General features: G+C 71.3%; 19 protein-coding genes. 7 read left to right on the top strand and 12 right to left on the bottom strand.

The features are described from left to right. Nucleotide 1: 1 nt before the first annotated feature. The 5 genes from ACTIE5_RS01710 to msrA form a co-directional block, all read right to left on the bottom strand. On the bottom strand, nucleotides 2-952 hold the full coding sequence (locus ACTIE5_RS01710) for a sterol desaturase family protein (RefSeq protein ID WP_439547961.1): 951 nt from the start codon (nucleotides 950-952) through the stop codon (nucleotides 2-4). Further along, nucleotides 952-1,668, bottom strand: a complete 717-nt coding sequence (locus tag ACTIE5_RS01705; RefSeq protein ID WP_439547960.1) for a polysaccharide deacetylase family protein — start codon at nucleotides 1,666-1,668, stop codon at nucleotides 952-954. Before ACTIE5_RS01705 ends, ACTIE5_RS01710 begins: the two co-directional genes overlap by 1 nt. Nucleotides 1,669-1,703: 35 nt before the next feature. Further along, nucleotides 1,704-2,813: a YncE family protein gene (locus ACTIE5_RS01700; RefSeq protein ID WP_439547959.1), complete on the bottom strand. Its 1,110-nt coding sequence runs from the start codon at nucleotides 2,811-2,813 to the stop codon at nucleotides 1,704-1,706. 86 nt (nucleotides 2,814-2,899) lie between these two features. Then, on the bottom strand, nucleotides 2,900-3,340 hold the full coding sequence (msrB, locus tag ACTIE5_RS01695) for a peptide-methionine (R)-S-oxide reductase MsrB (RefSeq protein ID WP_439547958.1): 441 nt from the start codon (nucleotides 3,338-3,340) through the stop codon (nucleotides 2,900-2,902). Between the two features lie 16 nt (nucleotides 3,341-3,356). Next, a complete protein-coding gene (msrA, locus tag ACTIE5_RS01690) occupies nucleotides 3,357-3,902 on the bottom strand; it encodes a peptide-methionine (S)-S-oxide reductase MsrA (protein WP_439547957.1) in 546 nt (181 codons plus the stop codon). A gap of 116 nt (nucleotides 3,903-4,018) precedes the next feature. On the opposite strand from msrA, the gene ACTIE5_RS01685 reads away from it, so the two are divergent. Further along, entirely contained in the window at nucleotides 4,019-5,059 is a 1,041-nt protein-coding gene (locus ACTIE5_RS01685; protein ID WP_439547956.1) for a serine hydrolase domain-containing protein, read from the top strand. On the opposite strand, the gene ACTIE5_RS01680 is transcribed toward ACTIE5_RS01685, so the two are convergent. From ACTIE5_RS01680 to ACTIE5_RS01670, 3 genes are all read right to left on the bottom strand, one after another. Further along, nucleotides 5,060-5,731 (bottom strand): YSC84-related protein, encoded by a 672-nt coding sequence (locus ACTIE5_RS01680; protein ID WP_439547955.1) that lies wholly within the window; start codon nucleotides 5,729-5,731, stop codon nucleotides 5,060-5,062. It abuts the gene before it with no gap. A 90-nt stretch (nucleotides 5,732-5,821) separates the two neighbouring features. After that, a complete protein-coding gene (locus ACTIE5_RS01675; protein WP_439547954.1) occupies nucleotides 5,822-7,156 on the bottom strand; it encodes an acetyl-CoA hydrolase/transferase family protein in 1,335 nt (444 codons plus the stop codon). 179 nt (nucleotides 7,157-7,335) lie between these two features. Beyond that, nucleotides 7,336-8,682 (bottom strand): RtcB family protein, encoded by a 1,347-nt coding sequence (locus ACTIE5_RS01670; protein WP_439547953.1) that lies wholly within the window; start codon nucleotides 8,680-8,682, stop codon nucleotides 7,336-7,338. Nucleotides 8,683-8,853: 171 nt separating this feature from the next. On the opposite strand from ACTIE5_RS01670, the gene ACTIE5_RS01665 reads away from it, so the two are divergent. After that, nucleotides 8,854-9,918 carry an isocitrate/isopropylmalate dehydrogenase family protein gene (locus tag ACTIE5_RS01665; protein ID WP_439547952.1) on the top strand — a complete coding sequence of 355 codons (1,065 nt, stop codon included), beginning with the start codon at nucleotides 8,854-8,856 and terminating at the stop codon, nucleotides 9,916-9,918. Between the two features lies 1 nt (nucleotide 9,919). Further along, nucleotides 9,920-11,176, top strand: a complete 1,257-nt coding sequence (locus ACTIE5_RS01660; protein WP_439547951.1) for a serine hydrolase domain-containing protein — start codon at nucleotides 9,920-9,922, stop codon at nucleotides 11,174-11,176. Between the two features lie 7 nt (nucleotides 11,177-11,183). On the opposite strand, the gene ACTIE5_RS01655 is transcribed toward ACTIE5_RS01660, so the two are convergent. Continuing rightward, a complete protein-coding gene (locus tag ACTIE5_RS01655; protein WP_439547950.1) occupies nucleotides 11,184-11,672 on the bottom strand; it encodes an imm11 family protein in 489 nt (162 codons plus the stop codon). 309 nt (nucleotides 11,673-11,981) lie between these two features. Further along, on the bottom strand, nucleotides 11,982-12,953 hold the full coding sequence (ftrA, locus tag ACTIE5_RS01650; RefSeq protein ID WP_439547949.1) for a transcriptional regulator FtrA: 972 nt from the start codon (nucleotides 12,951-12,953) through the stop codon (nucleotides 11,982-11,984). Between the two features lie 87 nt (nucleotides 12,954-13,040). Here ftrA and ACTIE5_RS01645 point away from each other — a divergent pair, with 87 nt between their 5' ends. The 4 genes from ACTIE5_RS01645 to ACTIE5_RS01630 all read left to right on the top strand — a co-directional run bounded on the left by ACTIE5_RS01645 (nucleotide 13,041) and on the right by ACTIE5_RS01630 (nucleotide 16,737). After that, a complete protein-coding gene (locus ACTIE5_RS01645; protein ID WP_439547948.1) occupies nucleotides 13,041-13,433 on the top strand; it encodes a rhodanese-like domain-containing protein in 393 nt (130 codons plus the stop codon). Between the two features lie 77 nt (nucleotides 13,434-13,510). Next, a complete protein-coding gene (locus tag ACTIE5_RS01640) occupies nucleotides 13,511-14,473 on the top strand; it encodes a Bug family tripartite tricarboxylate transporter substrate binding protein (protein ID WP_439547947.1) in 963 nt (320 codons plus the stop codon). 151 nt (nucleotides 14,474-14,624) lie between these two features. Next, entirely contained in the window at nucleotides 14,625-15,560 is a 936-nt protein-coding gene (locus tag ACTIE5_RS01635; RefSeq protein WP_439547946.1) for an N-carbamoyl-D-amino-acid hydrolase, read from the top strand. 97 nt (nucleotides 15,561-15,657) lie between these two features. Then, nucleotides 15,658-16,737 carry an asparaginase gene (locus ACTIE5_RS01630; protein ID WP_439547945.1) on the top strand — a complete coding sequence of 360 codons (1,080 nt, stop codon included), beginning with the start codon at nucleotides 15,658-15,660 and terminating at the stop codon, nucleotides 16,735-16,737. 311 nt (nucleotides 16,738-17,048) lie between these two features. Here the strand turns inward: ACTIE5_RS01630 and cydC are convergent, their stop codons facing one another. After that, nucleotides 17,049-18,704, bottom strand: a complete 1,656-nt coding sequence (cydC, locus tag ACTIE5_RS01625; RefSeq protein ID WP_439547944.1) for a thiol reductant ABC exporter subunit CydC — start codon at nucleotides 18,702-18,704, stop codon at nucleotides 17,049-17,051. Continuing rightward, entirely contained in the window at nucleotides 18,701-20,377 is a 1,677-nt protein-coding gene (cydD, locus tag ACTIE5_RS01620) for a thiol reductant ABC exporter subunit CydD (protein WP_439547943.1), read from the bottom strand. The genes cydC and cydD overlap by 4 nt, the downstream gene beginning before the upstream one ends. Nucleotides 20,378-20,380: the final 3 nt, after the last annotated feature.

The raw sequence follows: 20,380 nt of genomic DNA, 5'->3' as shown, positions 1-20,380 counted from the left end.
CTCAGGCGTCCCGACCCCGCAGCGCCCGCACCAGGCGCTTCGTCCCGTCCACCTGCTGCCGGACCCAGCCGCCGGAGGCCAGGCTCTCGGGGGCGGTGGGATCGCCCGTGCTGGGATAGCGCCCACGGTCGAAATCCGCCGTGCCGAAGACCCAGTCCCAGATCGGCAGCAGCACCGCGTAGTTCTTCCCCGTGGCGCCGGCCGAGAGCAGCCCGTGATGCAGCCGGTGGAAGCGGGGCGAGACCAGCAGCCTTTCCCCCACCCGCCCGAAATCGAGCCGCACATTGGCATGGGACAGGCTCTCCCCCAGTCGCAGCACCAGCAGGATGATCGGGAACTGGCCGGGCGGCACGCCGATCGCCACCGCGATCACGCCGAACCAGGCGGCGGCGATGACATCGTCGATCACGTGGTTCCGGTCATCGGTCCAGAAGGTCATCTGCTTCTGGGCGTGGTGCACGGAATGCAGCGCCCACCACCAGCCGAAGGTGTGCTGGAAGCGGTGGCGCCAGTATTCGCCGAAATCCAGGATGACGATGTAGATCAGCAGCGCCAGCAGCGGGGTTTCGCGGAGGCCCGGGAAGGTGCTTTCCAGCGTCGGCGGCACCCAGCCGCTATCGGCGATCAGGCCCTCGATGCGCACCTGCACGGCGGCGAACAGCACGAAGGCCAGCAGCGGCAGGATGCCGAGCCGCGCGAGCAGCGTGTAGACCACGTCGGTCCAGACCGCGCTGCCATCTTCCCACCGCTCCACCGGCCGCCAGGCCTCCAGCGGCCGGCACACCAGGTAGACCACGCCGATGCCGAGCAGCCCGAAGACGAAGAAGTCGAGCCAGTGGAAGGCTTCCTCCGCCCAATCCATCAGGCCGAGCGCATACATCGCGGGCTGCACCGCTTCCTCGAACAGCCAGCCCGTGAACAGGCCGTAGGTATCGGCCATCCAGTCGAACATCAGGCTTTCCCCTCGGCCGGCAGCGCCTCGAAACACAGGCCGCGCGCCATGAGGCCGGTGATCAATTCTTCCAGGATGCCGGCGAAGGGTTCACGGCGGCTGCGCACGCCCCAATGCATCACCAGCACCTCCCCCGGCTGCACCGCGGCCAGGTTGCGGCGCAGCAGCGCGGCATTGGGGTGGGCGGCGCTGTCGAGTTCGTCGCCGAGGAAGCCGTTGCGCGTCCAGCCCTGGTGGCGCAGCCCGCAGGCGGCGGCCAGGCGCACGGCGTTGGGCGTGGTGATGCCGCCGGGGGCGCGCCACAGCGGCAGCACGCGGGCTTCCGGCGCGAAGCGGCGCAGCGCCTCGATCGGCCGGGCGAGTTCAGCGCAGAGGCCCTGCTGGTCCAGCACCTCCTGCCCCTCGTTCCGGCGGGACCGGAAGGTGGTGCGGCCGGGCGCCGGGTCGCCCGCGAAATACCAGTGCCGCCAGGTGTGGCTGGCGAAGGCGTGGCCTTCCGCGACGCGGGCGCGCCAGAAGGGCGCCCAGGCATCGGACAGCGTGGTATCGCCGCGGAAGGTGGGTTCGTTGGCGATGAACAGCGTGGTGGTGATGGCGTGGCGGCGGAGGATGGCGGCGATCGCCTCCGCCTCCCGGCTCCAGCCCGTATCGATGGTCAGGTAGACCGGCCCCCGGCAGCCCTGCGGGGCGCGCTGCGCCAGCGCGGGGGCCGCCATCAGCCCGGCCCCGGCGCCGAGAAACCCCCGGCGCTTCAAGGCGTGCGGCGCAGCGATGCGGGGATGGCCGGCGCGGCCGGGATGCTGCCGGGCACGATGCCGGCGGGCGGCGGCGCCCCGGCATGGGGGCGGCGCGGCAACGGCGTGGCCAACGGCCGGGTGCCGGATGTGGCGCCCGCCATGGACAGCGCGAAATCACCGCCCACCCCGTCCCGCCGCGGCTTGAAGAAGATGCCATGCGGGGACCGGCCGACGCGCACCGTCTCCCACGTGTCACCCCGGGGGTCGAGCACCGCGACCCGGCCGATCCAGCGCAGCGTCATCCAGACCCGCCCCTCGGGGTCGAAGGTCAGGCAGTCCGGCCCGCCCGGGATCGCCCAGGTCCGGCGCACCGCCAGCGTCTCGGGATCGATTTCCGCCAGGCGGCTGTCCACCCGGCTGGTGGCATACAGGCTGCGGCCATCGGGGGATGGGAAGATGGTGTGCGCCCCGCGGCCCAGCGTGAAGGCCTGCCGAACCTCCCGCGTCACCGGATCGAGCGTCACGAAATGGTCGCTGCCCATGATGCCGATGATGAGCCTGCCGCGATGCCAGATGATGCCCGCGGGTTCCGGCCCCACTTCCTGGGTCCAGAGATGGGTGCGCGTGCCCATGTCGAAGGCGGCGACGGCGCGGTCCCCCTGCATGGTCACGAAGACCGTGCGGCTGTCCGGGGTGAAGGCGACGTGGCTGGGCTTGTCGCCCGGGCGGAAGCGGTGGACCAGTTCCAGCGTCGCGGCATCCAGGATATCCACCTGGTCCCGCCGCAGGCTGGCGATCACCAGGTACTTCCCGTCCGGGCTGTATTCCAGGTGGTAGGGGTTGGAGATGCGGGCCCGGCGCAGCACCTCCCCCGTCTCCGGCTTCACGAAAAAGACCTCGTTCCCCCCGCTATCCGCGATGACGAGTTCGGACCCGTCCGGCGTCAGCACCAGGTGGTGCGGTTCGCGCAGCACGGGAATCCGCCGCACTTCCTGCCGCGTCACGGCATCGAGCACGGTGATCGAGGCCTCCCCCGAATTGAGGACATAGACCAGGTCGGCCCGCGCGGCGGGCGTGATGGCCAGCAGGATCGGCAGGACCAGGGAGGGAAGGCGCCAGCGCAATGGAAGGGACTTTCGGGTGGCCGTGATCCACCCCAAAATCGGGGCGGGCCACCCGAATGTCCAGCGGGCGTGAGGCTAAACTAAGGTCATTCCGCCGCCGGCTGCCCGGCCGGGACGAAGGCCAGGGACACGCCATTCATGCAGTAGCGTTCCCCGGTCGGCGGCGGCCCATCCGGGAAGACATGGCCGAGGTGCCCGCCGCATTGCGCGCAATGCACCTCCGTCCGCGTCATGAAGAAGCTGCGGTCCGTGGTGGTGGCGATGCCGCCGGGCAGCGGGCGGAAGAAGCTCGGCCAGCCCGTGCCCGATTCGAACTTGGTGCCGGCGTCGAACAGCTCATGCCCGCAACCCGCGCAGGCGAAGATGCCGGGGCGCTTTTCCCCGTTCAGCGGGCTGGTGCCCGGCCGTTCCGTGCCATGGCCGCGCAGCACGCGGAAGGCCTCCGGGGAGAGGACTTCCCGCCATTCGGCGTCCGTCTTCTCCACGGGGAAGTTTTCCGCAGTCTTGGTCTTGCCGAAGATGGACATTTCTTCTGGTTCTCCTTCAGGCCGCGGCCGACTTCAGGCGATCGGCGAAGGTCTTGCGGAACTTCGCGACCTTCGGCGCCACCACCACCCGGCAATAGCCGGACCAGGGGTTGCGCGCGAAGTAGTCCTGGTGCTCGGCCTCCCCGGGCCAATAGTGCTGGAAGGGGAGCAGTTCCGTCACCACCGGGCCGGGATAGAGCCTGGCGGCCTCGATCTCCGCCATCACCTGGCGCGCCGTCGCCTCCTGCTCCGCGGAATGGAACAGGATGATGCTGCGGTACTGGGGGCCGACATCGTTGCCCTGGCGGTCCTTGGTGGTCGGGTCATGCAGGGTGAAGAACATCCGCAGCAGATCGGCGTAGGAGATGACGGCAGGGTCGAAGACCACCTGCACCACCTCCGCATGCCCTGTCTTCTTGCCGCAGACTTCCTCATAGCTCGGGTTGGCGACATGGCCGCCGGAATAGCCGGAATGGACGCTGGCGACGCCGTTGAGGTGCCGCAGCGCGCCCTCGATGCACCAGAAGCAGCCGCCCCCCAGGGTCGCGGTCTCGGTCGCCATGCTCTCTCTCCTCATGTTGCCGACGAATGTGGGCACTTCGCCGCCCGGTGTCAGGGGGTTATGCCGGCCTTCGCCGGGGGGTTCCGCTAACCGCGGCGCGGGGGCACCCTGCGCGGATGACCGAACCGTCCCTGTCCGATGCCGTCGCCTTCGCCGAAGCGAACGAATCCCCCTTCCCGCGCGACCTGCTGGCGCATCTGGAGGCCGGGCATTTCGACCCGCCGCCCCACAACGCCGTCATCGGCCCCGTCTTCCCCCGCGGCGCCCCCAACGGGCTGATCGAACAGGGCGGCCGCCGCCTGGCCGGCTGGGGCGACACGCGCCAGGCAGACATGACCTTCAGCGTGGCGAAATCCTACCTCAGCCTGCTGGCCGGCATCGCCCATGGCGACGGCCTGCTGCCGGACCTCGACGAGCCCGTCCGCCGCCGCGTCCATGATGGCGGGTTCGAGAGCGACCAGAACGGCAACATCACCTGGCGCCACCTGCTGACGAATACCTCGGAATGGGAGGGCGAGCTTTTCGGCAAGTCCGACCTCATCGACCGCGGCCGCGACCTGGCGCGGGAGGGCGCCGGCCCCAAGGGCGTCGCGAGGCCGTTGCAGGCACCCGGCACCCACTGGGAATACAACGACGTCCGCGTGAACCGCCTGTCGCTGTCGCTGCTGCATTTGTTCCGCCGCCCGCTGCCGGAAATCTTCGCGGAGCGGATCATGGACCCGATCGGCGGCAGCCGGGACTGGGTCTGGTACCCCTATGACAATGCCTGGGTGGAGATCGATGGCCGCCGCCTCCCCTCCGTCCCCGGCGGCACCCATTGGGGCGGCGGCATGCGGATCGGCGCGGAGGACCAGGCCCTGGTCGGCCGCCTGGTGCTGAATGACGGGGTCTGGGCGGGGCGCCGCATCCTGCCGGAGGGCTGGGTGAAGCAGTCCCTCGCCCCCTGCCCGCTCAACCCGAGCTACGGCTTCCTGTGGTGGCTGAACGGTGCGGGGCGCTGGCCCGGCGCACCGGCGGACAGCGTCTTCGCCATGGGCGCGGGCGGCAACGTCACCTGGATGTGGCCCGGCGCCGATGTGGTCGCCGTGCTGCGCTGGGTGAACCCGGACAAGGTCGGCGCCTTCTGCGGAATGGTGGCGAGGGCGCTGGCCCGCTGATCAATCGGGCCTGATGCGGGTGATCTTGGTGCCCTCCAGGCTCAGCGTCGCCATCAGCCCCTGCTGCCCGAAGGTCACGGAATAGACGGACTGGCTCATGGTGGAGGAGGTCAGGCTCCCCGCCATGCCCGCATCCAGCGCGACGACGGAGGGTCCGGTCCCGATCTCCCACCCCTCCGTCCGGCGGAAGAAGCTGAAGGCGGCGTCCGTCATGAAGAACATCGCCAGTCCATAGGCCTGCGCGCCGATCTGCAGGCCGAAGCTGGCGCCCGCGAAATTGTAGTAGCCGAGGTGGGACCAGGGCTCCGGCGCCGGGGTCTCCACGCGGGAGGCCGGCGGCACCGGCACGGGGGGCGCGAGCGGCGTGCCCGGCGGCTGCGGCCGCGGCAGGGGCGCGGGCACGCGTTCCACCCGCGCATGGGGCGCGCCACCGGCGAACAGCGCGCCATTGCCATACTGCCCGCCGATCGCGAAGCCCGCCCGGATGATGCGGGGGAAGACCAGGATCGCCCGCGCATTCTCCGACAGCACCCGCGTCGCCTCCCCCTCCCGCATCCGCCGCAGGGCCGGGGTGGCGGCGTCATCGATCTCCCGCCGCGTCACCGCATGGGCAGGACGCGGCGCGAAGGGCAGCGCGGCAAGGGGCAGCAGGTGGCGGCGGCGGATGGTCACGGCGGTGTATCCTTGCGGCTGGCGTCCATTCTCGGGGCGAAGCGTGGCAGCGCGGTGGCGCGTTTCCTCACGAATCAGCGATGATGCGCGTCAGAGATAGTGTGGGGGCACCAGCCCCTTCGCCCGCGCCTCCCGCGCCAGCCCCTCCCGGTAATCCGGATGCGCCAGGCCGATGATCGCCTTCGCCCGCTCCGCCACCGACCGCCCCTTGAGGTTCGCGATCCCGTATTCCGTGACGACAAACATCATGTCCGACCGCGGCGTGGTGACGACATTGCCCGCCGTCAGTTCCAGCACCACCCGGCTCCGCCGCTCCCCCCGCTTCTCATAGGTCGAAGCCAGGCAGATGAAGGATTTCCCGCCGCGGGATGCATAGGCGCCGCGCACGAATTGCAACTGCCCGCCCGTGCCGCTGATGTGGCGGTGGCCGTCGCTTTCGGAACTGGCCTGGCCCTGCAAATCGATCTGCGTGGTGTTGTTGATGGCGATCGCCCGCGGGTTGCGCGCGATCACATCCGGCATGTTGGTGAAGTCCACGGGATGGCAGATGAAATCCGCATTATCCGTGATGGTGTCGTAAAGCTTCTTCGTCCCCAGCGCGAAGCTGTAGGCGATGCGCCCGGGGTCCGTGACCTTCTGCGCCCCCGTCACCAGCCCCGCGCGGTACAGATCGACCAGCCCGTCATTCAGCATCTCGCTATGGATGCCGAGGTCCTTGACCCCCGCCTCCAGCAGCAGCGAACACACCGCGTTCGGCATGCCGCCGATGCCGATCTGCAGGCAGGCCCCATCCTCCACCTCCTGCGCGATCAGCCTGGCCACGGCGCGGTCCACATCGGTCGGCGTGGTGCTCGGCAGTTCCGGCGTCGGCGTGGCGTCGCCCTCGATCAGGTAGTCCACCTCCGTCGCATGGATGCGCACATCGCTGCCGTGCACGCGGGGCAGGCTCGGCGTGATCTCCAGCACGATGGTCTTCGCGCGTTCCATGACCGCGCGATGCCACAGGCTGGTCGGGCCGAGGTTGAAGAACCCGTCGGCATCGGGCGGCGTCGCCTTGATGATGGCGATGTCCACGCGATCGATGAACCGCCGGTAGTAGTCCGGGATTTCCCCCAGATTGCAGGGGATGTAGTGCGTCCGCCCCGCATCATGCTGGCGCCGGTCATAGCCGGAGAAATGCCAGTTGAAGATGGTGAAGACCCGGCCTTCGGGATCGGCATCCAGCACCGCGCGCGGGCGCATGGACAGGCAGTTGCGAATGGTGATGTCGCGGAGTTCGCCGACGCGCTTCGCCAGCGCCCGGTCGAAGGCATCGGGCTGGCTGAAGGTGATGCCGTAATCCAGCACGTCGCCCGGCTTCACCAGCAGGGCGGCCTGTGCGGCGGTGATCATCCGGGCGCCGCCCGGGTTGCTCGATTGCGGCATCTTGGTCCTCCTGATGCCGAAACTAGGCCGCGCGGCCGCGTCGCGCCAAGGGCGCGCCTAAGAGTCGCGCCAAGGGCGCGCCTCGGCGTTATGCCAAGGGCGCGCCTCGGCGTTATGCCAAGGGCGCGCCTCGGCGTTACGCCAAGGGCGGCGGGGTCTCCCCCGCCGCCCCGCGCCCGTCAGTCCTTGAAGGGGTCGAACTCCCCCTCCCCGGCCATGGCCACCGCGAAGGGGCGCAGGCGATGGCGCACCACCACCGTACCCTCGTGATGGGCCAGCACATCCGGCAGGCGGCGATAGGCCATCGGGCTTTCGTCCAGCTCCCCGCCGGAGAGCAGCACGCCGCGTTCCTTCAGCCAGGCCTCCATCTGGGCCTGGCTGAAGCGGCGCTTCGCCTCCTTCCGCCCGAAGACGCGCCCCGCGCCATGGATGGTGGAATAGAGCGCGCGGCGTGACGCCTCGCTCTCCACCCCCTCCACGATCACGGCGTCATCGCCCATGGACCCGCCGACGAAGCCCCGCTGGCCCGGGAAGGCCGGCGTCGCCCCCTTCCGCACCACCCAGACCGACCGGCCGCCATGCTCCTCACGCCAGGCGTAGTTGTGATGGTTGTGGACGCTGTCCGTCACCACGCCGCCGATGATCCGGCGCACGCGTTCCACCACCCATTCGCGCCCGGCATAGGCGTAGCGCCCGGCCAACTCCATCGCGGCGAGATACCGCGCGCCAAGCTCCCCATCCTCCGCCACCACGGTCGGCGGCACATGCATGCCATCCTTCCCGCCCGCGATCTTGAGGAAATGCGTGGCACTGGAATGGCCAAGGCCACGGCTGCCGAAATGCACGCCGATCCAGACGAAGCCCGCCTCGTCCCGCATCAGGTCGACATAATGGTTGCCGCCCCCCACGGTGCCGAGCTGCGCGGCTGCCTTCTGGCGATAGTCGCGCATGCCGGACGCCTCCCACGCCGCGTCGTCATCCAGCACGGCGTGCTCCACCCTTTCCCCATTCGCGCGGCCGACGCCGAAGCTGACGGCGGCGCGGATGTCGGACAGGATCTGCGGCACCCGCGCCTCGATCGCCGTGAAGGGCGTGTCGAGCCGCACGGCCATGTTGCCGCAGCCGATGTCGAAGCCGACGCCGGAGATGCTGACCTGCCCCTCATAGGCAATCACGCCGCCGACGGGCTGCGCGTAGCCGAGATGCCCATCCGCGCAGAGCACGCCCGCCACCGCATGGCCGACGCGCATGCAGTTGCGCATCTGCCCGATGGTCGCTTCCTCATGCTCCCCGAAGATCGCCAGCGGCGAGTCACGGAATCCCTCCGGCTGATGCGCGATATTCGCCGCCGCCTCCGCCATGCGCGCCTGGTTCAGCGCATCGCGCGCGGCATCGCGGAACAGCGTCCATCCCGGCATGGTCTTGTCGGGCTTCAGCGGGTTCGGCACCCGGGCTTCGGGATCCTGCCCGGCTTCGAGGGCCAGGGCGCGGGCGCGTTCCTCCAACGGGTCGGGACGGCGGGTCACGGTGGTGGTTCCTTCGAGGTGATCGCAGGCCAGGCCTGCCATGGCCGCGCCGACAAGACGCGGGGCGCGCGCTCTACACGCGATTTCGCGCGGGATGCAACGAAATTCCGCGCGCATTCCCAGCACCGCGCCGACGTCCTAGCCTGCCGCCAACACCCGGAAGGAAACGCCATGCCCCGCTTCATCGTGCTGCCCGGCGACGGCATCGGGCCGGAAATCACGGACGCCACCCTCCATGTGCTCCGCGCCGCCGATGCGCGCTTCGGCCTCGGCCTGACCTACGACTTCCACGACATCGGCCTGAAGACGCTGGCCGCCCAGGGCACAACCCTGCCGCCTTCCGTCATGGAGGCCGCGAAGTCCTGCGATGGCGTCATCCTCGGCCCCATCAGCCATCTCGACTACCCGACCAAGGACAAGGGCGGCGTCAACGTCTCCGCGGCGTTCAGGGTGGGCATGGACCTCTACGCCAATGTCCGCCCCGCGCGCACGCGCCCCGGCCTCGGTCGCGGCCACCAGCCGCTCGACCTCGTGATCATGCGGGAGGCGACGGAGGGCTTCTACCCCGACCGCAACATGTTCATGGGCAGCGGCGAATTCATGCCCACGCCCGATGTCGCGATCTCCATGCGGAAACTCACACGCCACGCCTGCATCCGCATCGCGGAGCGCGCCTTCGAACTGGCCCGTATCCGCCGCCGCAAGGTGACGGCCGTGCACAAGGCCAACACCTTCATCGTGACGGACGGCTTCTGGCTGCGCTGCGTGCGCGAAGTGGCGGAACGCTTCCCCGATGTGGTGCTGGACGAGATCATCGTCGATGCCTGCGCCGCCATCCTGGTCCGCGACCCCCAGCGCTTCGACGTGCTGGTGGCGACGAATTTCCACGCCGACATCCTCTCCGACCTCGCCTCCGAACTCTCGGGCGGCCTCGGCCTCGCGGGTTCCACCAACGAGAATGAGTTGCTCTGCTGCGCCCAGGCCCAGCATGGCAGCGCGCCGGACATCGCCGGGCAGGACAAGGCCAACCCGGTGTCCCTGATCCTCTCCGCCGCGATGCTTCTCGAATGGCATGAGAAGCGGCGCGGCAACGCGCAGGCTGGCGCCGCCGCACGCGCCATCAACGATACGGTGGATGCGCTGCTGGCGGACCCCGCCACGCGAACCGTGGACCTCGGCGGCCCGATGGGCACGCGGGCCTTCGGCCAGGCCCTGGCCGCCAGGCTGGCCGGCTGAGATGCGCCGCCGCGCCCTCCTCGCCCTGCCCGCGCTGCTCCTCACGCGCTGCACCGGCGCGGCGACGGGCGGCACGGCCTTCACCTTCGCGAACGGCATCGGCACGCGGGCGGGCGGGCCGAACCTCGCCCTCTACGCCCAGGCCGATGGCGGCTTCACCCGCGCCACGGCGCGCAACTGGGTCCAGCCGGCGACGGTGGTGGATGGGCTGTCCCGCGCCGACGAACTCTTCCCCGCCAACCCCATCCCCGCCGGCACGGCCACGCCCTGGCGCCGCGCCCCCTCAGAGCCCTCGATCGGCTATGAAGGCGCCGCCGTGCTGGGCGGCGGGCGCTACGACATCGATGGCTACCTGGACCGCAACCCCGCCACCGGCCTGCTGGTCGCGAGGGGCGACACCATCCTGGTGGAGCGCTACCAGTACGCCCGCACCCCCGCGCACCGCTTCGCCAGCTTCTCCATGGCCAAGACGATGACGGCGCTGCTGGTCGGCATCGCGCAGGCCGAGGGTGCGATCGGCAGCCTCGATGCGCCGGCCTCGGCCCATGTGCCGATGCTCGCCGGCACCGAATACGGCGCGACGCCGCTCCGCCACCTGCTCACCATGTCCTCGGGCGTCCGGTTCCGGGAGGATTATGACGGCACCGACGACAGCGCCATTCTCGGCCGCAACACCATCGGCCGCGCGACGCCAGGTGGCGCCGTCGCCGTGGCCCCCTTCAACGACCGCATCGCGGCCCCCGGCGCGCGCTACTACTATGCCTCCGCCGAGACCTATGTGCTCGCCCTCGTCCTCCGCGCCGCCCTCGCCCGCCCGCTTTCCGCCGTGCTGGCGGAGAAGGTGTGGGGCCCGATGGGCGCGGAGGCCACCGCCACCTGGATGACCGACGCATCCGGCACGGAGCTCGGCTACATGGGCGTGAATGCTGTGCTGCGGGACTATGCGCGGATCGGCCTGCTGATGGCCCGCGGCGGCGCCACCCCTTCCGGCCGCCAGGCGGTGCCGGAGGCCTGGATCGCCGCCATGACCCGCGCCCATGTGGCGCAGGCCGGCCGCTTCTATGGCTATGGCTACCAGACCTGGATCTTCCCGGACCGCGAGAGCTTCGCCCTCCAGGGCGTGCGCGGCCAGGTGATCTTCGTGCATCCCCGCAGCCAGTTGGTCATGGCGCATACCGCTGTGCGGCTGGCGTCGCGCGACCAGGGGGGCGCGGATGCGGTGGCGCTGTGGAACGGGGTGCGCCGCGCGGTGGGGTGAGGCGGGCTTAACGGTCGAAGTCGGTGAAGTTGCTGCGATCCGGCCAGCTATAGGTCGCGCTGGTCACCTTTGCCTTCCGCAGCGCATCCCGCACCTCGACGGAAACCCACAGGCGATACCGGTTCACCTCGTCCCGGAACAGATGCTGTCCGGCCACGACCTCATCCCGCAGGATGATGCGGTCGTAGTCGGGCGGCAGGTAGCGGCTTCCGTATTCGGTGTTTACCACCTCAAGCCCGCTCGCCGCATGGTCATAGGCGGGCAGGATATTGACGACATCCACCATGGCGTAGTCGCCGGCCGGCAGCACGGTGCCGTCGCCCAGTTGCACCTCGACCGGCAGGATGTCGACCGCTTCCGGCTGCAGGCGCGCGAAAACCGCGGCGCAGCGCGCCGAGGCGAGCAGCCACCAACTGCTTTCGAACTCGCAAAGATCTGCCAGGTTGGACGCCTTGCGGCTGCGCGTGCGGAAGCGCGGCGTTGGCGCATCACGCATGGGATCAGCCGTCCAGCCACGGCCCTCGCCAAGCGAGTGGTACCCCTCCGGCCTGTTGATCCACTCGACGCCCGGCCACCGCCGCGCGGGATTGCAGTTGAACCGCAGGAAGCGCCGGTTGGCCGTGCCCGCGAAGGCAGCGTCATCGGCCTGGTTCTGGCGGAAAAGCGCCGAAATGCGTGCGAACCTTTCGGCGGACAGGGATGACGGGGATGGCGTGTCATCTGTTGCCATGTCGCGCCGCCTCCGCTTCGAACGTCCGGGCCTTCATTGCCACTTCGGCATCGCCACCCGCAAGCGATGCGCCCGTCAGGCAGCCCTCCGCCCGAACCGCGCCCGCCAGGCCGTCGGGCTCGTCCCTGTCCTCGCCCGGAAATGCAGCCGCAGCGTCGCCGCCGTGCCGAAGCCCGCCTGCATCGCGAGGGCCTCCATCGGCAGGTCGCTCGTCTCCAGCAATTCCTGCGCGCGCGCCACGCGTTCCGCCAGCAGCCAGGCGCCCGGCGCCATCCCCGTCGCCTCCACGAAGCGGCGATGCAGGCTGCGCAGGCTCATCGCGCCCTCCGCCGCCATCCGTTCCAGCGGCCAATCCTGATCCAGGGTGGCGCGCATCGCATCCAGCAGCGGCGCCAGTCGCGTGCCCGGCCGTGGCGGCACCGGGCGGGGGATGAACTGCGCCTGCCCGCCCTCCCGCTGCGGCGGCACCACAAGCCGCCGGGCCACGCTGTTCGCGGCCTCCGCGCCGAAATCGCGCCGCACCAGGTGCAGGCAAAGATCCAGCCCCGCCGCGCTGCCCGCCGCCGTCAGAACGCTGCCGCCATCCACATACAGCACCGCCGGGTCCACCCGCAGCGCCGGGAAGCGCGCCGCCAGCGCTTGCGCGTAGCGCCAATGGGTCGTGCAGCGCTGGCCATCCAGCAGCCCCGCGGCGGCCAGCACGACGATGCCCGAACACAGCGACATCACCCGCGCGCCCCGCCCATGCGCCGCCCGCAGCGCCGCGCAGACTGCGTCGGGCACCGGCGCCTCGATCCCCCGCCAGCCCGGCACCACCACCGTGCCCGCCTGCGCCAGCAGATCGAGCCCCGCCTCCGCCGTCACGGTCACGCCGCCCGCCGCGCGCAGCGGCCCCGCGCGCTCCCCCGCCACGGCGAAGCGGTACCAGCCCGGCCCCATCTCCGGCCGCGCCAGCCCGAAGACCTCCACCGCCAGGCCGAATTCGAAGGTGCAGAGCCCGTCATAGGCCAGCGCGACGACCAGCGGATTGTGCGGACCATTTGGCATGATCCTGACGATAGCTGGCATCCCTGCCAGTCGCCAGCACGGACCCCAACCGCCACCCTTCGGCCACCCCAACCGCAGGAGGCCCCGATGCCCAACCCCGTCACCGAAACCCAGGCCGCCCCCTCCGACCAGGCCGCCCGCCACTTCGCCGCCAAGCTCTCCTTCGAGACCGATTGCGACGACGTCCACACCGCGATGCGCGGCCCCGATCCCGGCTTCGTCCTGCTCGACGTGCGCGGCCCCAACGCCTTCGCCCGCGGCCATGTCCCAGGCGCGCTGAACCTGCCGCGGCGGGAGATGACGCCCGAACGCCTGGCCGCCTGGCCGCCAGCCACCCTCTTCGTCGTCTATTGCGCCGGCCCCCACTGCAACGGAGCGGACAAGGCGGCGGTGCGCCTGGCCTCCCTGGGTCGCCCCGTGAAGCTCATGATCGGCGGCTGGACGGGCTGGCTGGCTGAGGGGTTCGAGGCCGCCCACTGAAGCGGGGCGCTGAAACGGGGTGGCGAAGCGCGCGGCCACGCGTTACCTCGGCCCCAACAACCACACGGAGGCCGTCCATGCTGCGCCGCGCGCTGCTCGCCACCCCGCTCTTCCTGCCGGCCCTGGCCCACGCCCAGGACAACTGGCCGAACCGCCCCATCACCCTGGTCGTCCCCTGGGCGCCGGGCGGGTCGAACGACGTCACCGCCCGCCTCGTCGCGCCGATGCTGGCGGAACGGCTCGGCCAATCCGTGGTGGTGGAAAACCGCGCTGGCGGCGGCGGCTCCATCGGCATGGGCCAGGTCGTGCGCGCCCGGCCGGATGGCTACACGCTGCTGATCTCCTCCGCCTCCAACCACGTCTTCCACCCCCTCGTCTCGCCCGACCTCGGCTATGATGTGCGCCAGGTGCTGACGGGCATCGCGATGATGGTGGATGTGCCGAACGTGCTGGCGGTGAACCCCGCCACCGGCATCACCAATGTGCCGGAACTGCTGGCCCGCATCCGCGCGACGCCCGGCGGCCTCTCCTTCGGCTCCTCCGGCACCGCCTCCTCCAACCATCTGGCCGGTGAGCTGTTCAGGATGCTGAACAACGTCGAGATGGTGCATGTCCCCTATCGCGGCGGCGGCCCCGTCGCGACGGACCTCATCGCCGGCACCATCCCCATCGCCTTCATGAACCTGCCGACCGTGATCGGGCCCGCGCAGTCCGGGCGCCTTCGCATCATCGGCGTCGGCACCAGCGAAAGGGTGCGCTTCCGCCCGGACATCCCGACCATCGCGGAACAGGGTGTGCCAGGCTACTCCGTCCGCAGCTGGACCGGCCTGTTCGGCCCGCGCGGACTGCCGCGCCCCATCGTGGACCGGCTGTCGGAGGAGATGCGCCGCATCCTCGACAGCGATGCGATGAAGGCCCGCCTCGTGGACCTGGCCAGCGAGCCGATCTGGATGGACCCCGCCCGCACCGATGCCTTCGTGCGGGAGGAATTCGACCGCTGGGGCCCCGTGGTGCGCGCCGCGAAGGTGACGGCCGACTGAAGACCCTTCTCGGTGCCCTCAGGCGCCGGGCGCGGCCTCCGGCCGCTTGGCTCGCCGCACTGGCGGCGGGCCGCATTCGCGGCCTCGGCCGGCGTGACGCCGGCCGCTGACTGGCGCACCATGTCAGCGCCTTCCACGGAGAGCGCCAGCCTTGCCCCGCATCGTGACCATGGCCGCAGCCCAGCTCGGCCCCATCCCCCGCAGCGAAAGCCGCGCGCAGGTCGTCGAACGCCTGCTGGTGCTGATGCGGGACGCCGCCGCGCGCGGCGCCGACATCATCGTCTACCCGGAAGCCGCGCTGACCGCCTTCTTCCCGCATTGGTGGATCGAGGATGAGGCCGAACTCGATTCCTGGTTCGAGACGGCGATGCCGTCGAACGAGACCGCGCCCCTGTTCGCCGAGGCGAAGCGCCTGAGCATCGGCTTCCACCTCGGCTACTGCGAGCTCGTCCATGAAGGCGGCCGCAAGCGCCGCTTCAACACCGCCATCCTGGTCGACAAGTCCGGCGCCATCGTCGGCAAATATCGAAAAATCCACCTGCCCGGCCATGCCGGGCACGAGCCCTGGCGCCCCTTCCAGAACCTGGAGAAGCGCTACTTCGAGATCGGCGACCTCGGCTGGCGCGCCTGGCGGACCATGGGCGGCATCATGGGCCTGATGATCTGCAACGACCGCCGCTGGCCCGAAGCCTGGCGCGTGCTGGGCCTGCAAGGGGCGGAGATGGTGATGCTGGGCTACAACACCCCCCAGCACGACCCCGCCATGCCGCAGACCGACCCGCTGCAGGATTTCCACAACCACCTCTCCATGCAGGCGGGCTGCTACGCCAACGGCACCTGGGCGGTCTGCGTGGCCAAGGCCGGGGTGGAGGAAGGCATCATGCAGATCGGCGGGTCCTGCATCATCGCCCCCTCCGGCCAGATCGTCGCCCAGGCGCTGGGGCGCGGCGATGAACTGGTGATGGCGGCCTGCGACCTCGATGCCTGCACGCCCTACAAGGAAACGATGTTCAACTTCGCCCGGCACCGGCGACCCGAACATTATGGGATGATCGTCGAAAGAACGGGTTCCGTGTCGCCAGACTGAAAATGATCCTGTTCGGCGTGCCCGGTTTTGTGGCACTGCTGCCAGTGCGGTGGACGTTCTGCCGCCGGTGCATGCCGACTCAAGGAAACCTCCCCCAATGACAGATGCAACGGACTTCGTGGAGCTTGCGCGGATATGGCGCGGGCCTGCGGTTGAAAGCGTGCACAGCGGCGCGGTTGTCGTCACCAACATCGACGGCCGCCTGGTCGGCTGCTGGGGCGATGCCGGGACCGTCACCTTCCCGCGCTCCTCGCTCAAGCCCTTCCAGGCCATCGGCCTGATCGAGAGCGGCGCGGCGGATGCGCTGGGCCTCAGCGACGAACACATCGCCATGGCCTGCGCCTCCCACGGCGCGGAACCCTTCCAGGTGGCGCTGGTGCAGGATTGGCTGGGCCGCCTCGGCCTGGATGAATCCGCCCTCGTCTGCGACCCGGCCCTGCCGCGCGCGCAAGGCGACATCGTCGCGGCCTGCCAGGCCGGCGGCCCCCGCCGCATCTTCCACAACTGCTCCGGCAAGCATTGCGGCTTCCTGTCGGTGGCGAAGCAGCTCGGCGCCGGGCTGGACTACGCCAACCCCGCGAACCCCGCCCAGCAACTCTACATGGACGTGCTGAGCGAATACCTCGGCCGCGATGCCCGCAAGCTGCCGATGGGCTATGACCATTGCGGCCTGCCCGCCGCCGCCGTGCCGATGCGGGACATGGCGACCGCCATGGCACGCCTGGCCGTCGGCTGGTCCGCCAACAGCGCACGCCGCGCCGCCGCCAAGCGCGTGGTCCGCGCCATGACGAACCACCCCGACCACCTCTCCGGCATGGATGCCGCCACCTCCCGCCTCGTCCGCGCCGCCAAGGGCAAGGTCGTGCTGAAGGGCGGCGCCGAAGGCTACCTGCTGGCCGCCGCGCCGGAACGCGGCCTCGGCTTCGCGATCAAGGTCGCGGACGGCGGCAGCCGCGTGAAGTGGGGCGTCCTGGCCCGCATGCTCGGCCATTACGACGTCATGCCGGAAGCAGAGGCCGAGGCCCTGATCCAGCTGGTGGAACCGCCGGTGCCCAACAGCAACGGCGCCGGCGGCAACCGCACGGAAATCGTGCTGGAAGCCCCCGTCCCCACCACCCCCACCGAAGCCAGCCTGGCCTTCTGGATGGGCGGCGTGAAGGAAGCGCTCTTCCCGTAAGGGACAGGGCGCGAGGCCCGCACCCCCCCGGCCGTCCCCGTTGGGGAGCGAGGGCCGGACGGCGGGGGCGCGGGCCGTGTCGCGCTGGTGGCTCGCCAGGGGGCTTTGCCCCCCGGCACCCCCCACCAGGAGGCAGCGGCCTCCTGGACCACCGTTTGATGGGAACAGGAGAGAGGGGCTGGAACGCGCGCTGTCACAGCGGTCGCGCCGGCCCCTCTCTCCTGTTCCCATGAAGGGGGTTCAAAGGGGCCGCTGCCCCTTTGCGGGGGTTGGACGCATGCGTCCAACGAGGGGCAGCGCCCCTCGCCGGGCTACCCCATCGCCGGCAATGCGCGCCCCGCGGCCAGCCTCAGGATCCGGTGCGGGCGTTCGACGCCGATCAGGCGGTGCACGATCAGGATGACGCTGCGGCCCTGGGTGGCTTCGCCGAGCGTTTCCAGGAAGGCGCGTTCGGTTTCGGAATCGAGCCCCGCGGCGGGTTCGTCCAGGATCAGCACCGGTGCGTCGGTCAGCAGCGCGCGGGCCAGGGCCAGGCGGCGCGCCTGGCCGCCGGAGAAGCGGGCCCCGGCTTCCCCGCAGCGGGTCCCGAGGCCTTCCGGCAAGGCGCGCACCATCTCCCCGATCCCGGCGCGGTCCAGCGCCTGCCAGAGGTCGGCTTCGGGCGCGTCGGGGCGGGCGAGGCGGAGGTTGTCCTCGATGCTGTCGTCGAACAGTCGGGCGTCCTGCGTCAGGCAGGCGATGCGGGACCGGACGGCATCGGCAGACAGCGTCGCGATATCGACGCCACCCAGCGTGATCCGCCCGCCCTGCGGCGCGGCGAGTTTCAGCAGCAGGGAGGTGAGCGTGGATTTGCCGATGCCGGAGGGGCCGAGAAGTGCGATGCGCGCGCCCTCAGGCACATCGAGGTCGAGGCCGTCGAAGACCGGCGGCCGGTCCGGCGCCCAGGCGAAGGACAGGCCCTCCACCTTGATGGCGTGGCCCTTCGGCAGCGCGGCCGGTTCGGCCGGTTCGGCGACGGGCGCGGCCTGGTCGGCGGCTTCGAACAACCGGCGCGCGCTGGCCCCGGCGGCGGCGAGGGCAGCGCCGGCGCGGGGCAGCAGGCCGAAGGCCTCGGCGGCGGCGGTCGCCAGGAACAGGCCGAGCACCGCGGCGGCCACGCCGCCCTCCCCGGCCGCCAGGCCATAGGCCAGCGCGCCGAGCATCGCGGCCTGGGTCAGCAGCATCCCCGCCGCCCCGCCATAGGCCGCGCGGCGGGACAGCGCGCGCTGCGCGGCGGCCAGCGCCGTGCCTTCCTGGTTGGCGCGGGCGGCGGCGCGCCCTTCGGCGCCGGCGGCCAGCGTATCCTCGATGCCGGTCAGCGGATCGACCACGGCGGCGCGGAGCGACCCCTGCGCCACCGCCACCCGTTCACCGGCCGCGGCGGCGCCGGGCGCCAGCAGCGGCGGCAGCAGCAAGGCGAGGGCGAGTGGCACGCAGACCAGCGCCGCCAGCGGCAGCGACACCGCCCCCAGCACGACGGTGATGGCCAGCACCGCCGCCAGCGCCGCCACGCCCGGCACGATGGCACCGAGATAGACGCGGTCCAGCGCATCGATGTCCGACACCAGCCGCCCCAGCAGGTCGCCTGCCCGCCGGAAGCCGAGCCCGGCCGGCAGCCGTTCCGCCAGGCGCCGGAAGAACCAGACGCGGGTATCCGCCAGCGCCCGGAAGGTCGCGGCATGGGTGACCAGCCGTTCGAGGTAGCGGAACACCGGCCGCAGGATCACCACGGGCCGCAGCCAGAAGAAGGCCGCCGCGCCGCCGGCGAAGATGGCGGCGGGCGTCACGCCCTCCGCCACGCCGCGCCCGGCCAGGCCCAGCAGCGCCAGGCCCGCCAGCGACGCCGCGCAGGCCATGGACAGCCCCGCCACCAGCCACCAGGTCCGGCTGCGCCACAGGCCGAGCACGCGGAACAGGTCGGCGTTCATTCGCCCGCCATCCGGGCGCCCACGGCGCGCCCGCCCTCGATCTCCAGCACCCGGCCCAGCGTGCGCTGCGCCAGGCGGGAATGGGTGGCGATGATGGCGGTGCGCCCGGCACAGAGCCGCCGGATGCTCTCCAGCACCTCCGCTTCCGTCCCCGGGTCCAGATGCGCCGTCGGTTCATCCAGCAGCACGAGGGGCGCGTCGCGCAGGAAGGCGCGGGCGACGGCGACGCGCTGCGCCTGGCCGCCGGACAGGCCGAAGCCGCCCTCCCCCACCAGCGTGTCCAGCCCCTCGGGCAGGCCGCGCGCGAAATCCATCACCCGCGCGGCCTCCGCCGCCGCCTCCACCTCCGCCGGCGTCGCCTCCGGCCGGGCGAGGGCGATGTTCTCCCGCAGCGTGGCGCGGAACAGGTGGGCGCGCTGGCCGACATAGGCGGTCAGGCGCCGGAGTTCGGCGGGGGCGAGCAGCGTCGCGTCCTGCCCGTTGAAGGCGATGCGCCCGCTATCCGGCCGCCGGAAGCCCATGAGCAGCCGCAGGACGGAGGATTTGCCCGCCCCGGACGGCCCCGCCAGCACCAGCGTCTCCCCCGGCATCACGCGGAAGCCCAGCCCATCGAGGGCCGGCGGGCGGGCGGGGTCGTAGGTCAGCTTCACGTCCTGGAAGGTGACGACCAGCTTGTTCGGCACTTCCTCCAGCCGGTAGCCGGGCGACGCGCCATCGTCTTCCAGCAGCGGCGCCAGTTCGGCGGCGGCACCGCGGGCGGCGAGGCGTTCGTGATAGGCCTGGGAGAAGGCGCGCAGCGGCGCGAAGAAGGCCGGCACGAGCAGCAGGCAGAAGATCGCCCCCGCGGGGTCCGGATGCGTCAGGCCGAGGATCGCCCCATGCCGCACCGCGAGGCACGCGATCGCCGCCGCGGCCAGCGCCTCCAGCGACGCGGAGGACAGGAACGCCACCCGCAGCACCCGCATGGTCCGCCCGCGGAGTTCATCCGCCGCGGCCCGCAGCGATGTCGCCTCGGCTTCCTGCTGCCGGAACAGCACCAGCGTCGGCAGCCCCCGCATCCTGTCCAGGAACCTTCCCGAAAGCCGGTCGAGTGCGGAGAACTGCTTCCGGCTGGCTTGTGCCGCGCCGATGCCCGTCACCGCCATGGCGACCGGCACCAGGAGCCCCGCCACCAGCAGGATCGCGCCCGATGTCGCATCGACGGAAAAGGCCGCCGCCGCCACCAGCGCCGGCCCGGCCATGGCGAGCATCGCCGCCGGCAGCCAGCGCGTGAGAAAACCTTCCAGCGCCTCGATCCGGTCCACCACCAGGGCGGCGCGTTCGCCGACCGGGCGCTGGTCCTCCGCCCCCGTCGCCAGCAGCCGGGCGAAGGCCTGGTTGCGCAGGCGGGTCTTCGCGGCCTCACCCGCCGCGATCAGGGCGCGTTCCTGGGCGATGCCGATCGCGGCCGAGAGCAGCGCCAGCGCGCCGGCGGCGGCCAACTCGTTCCATCCGGCGTCGCCGATTCCCAGCAGCCGCGCGATCAGCAGCGCGATCAGCCAGGCCTGGCCGATCCCCACCGCGACCTGCCCGATGCCCAGCACCAGCGGCACGGCCAGATGGGCCCGCGCCGCGCGCGCCTCGCGCCGCAGCAGCGCCCCGGCCGCCCCCTCACCTTGTCTCACCCGTGCCATTGC

This window comes from Falsiroseomonas sp. (genome assembly GCF_051859025.1).
In the GTDB taxonomy this organism is placed as follows: Bacteria; Pseudomonadota; Alphaproteobacteria; order Acetobacterales; family Acetobacteraceae; genus Falsiroseomonas.
This window is presented reverse-complemented; position numbering and strand designations above follow the sequence as displayed.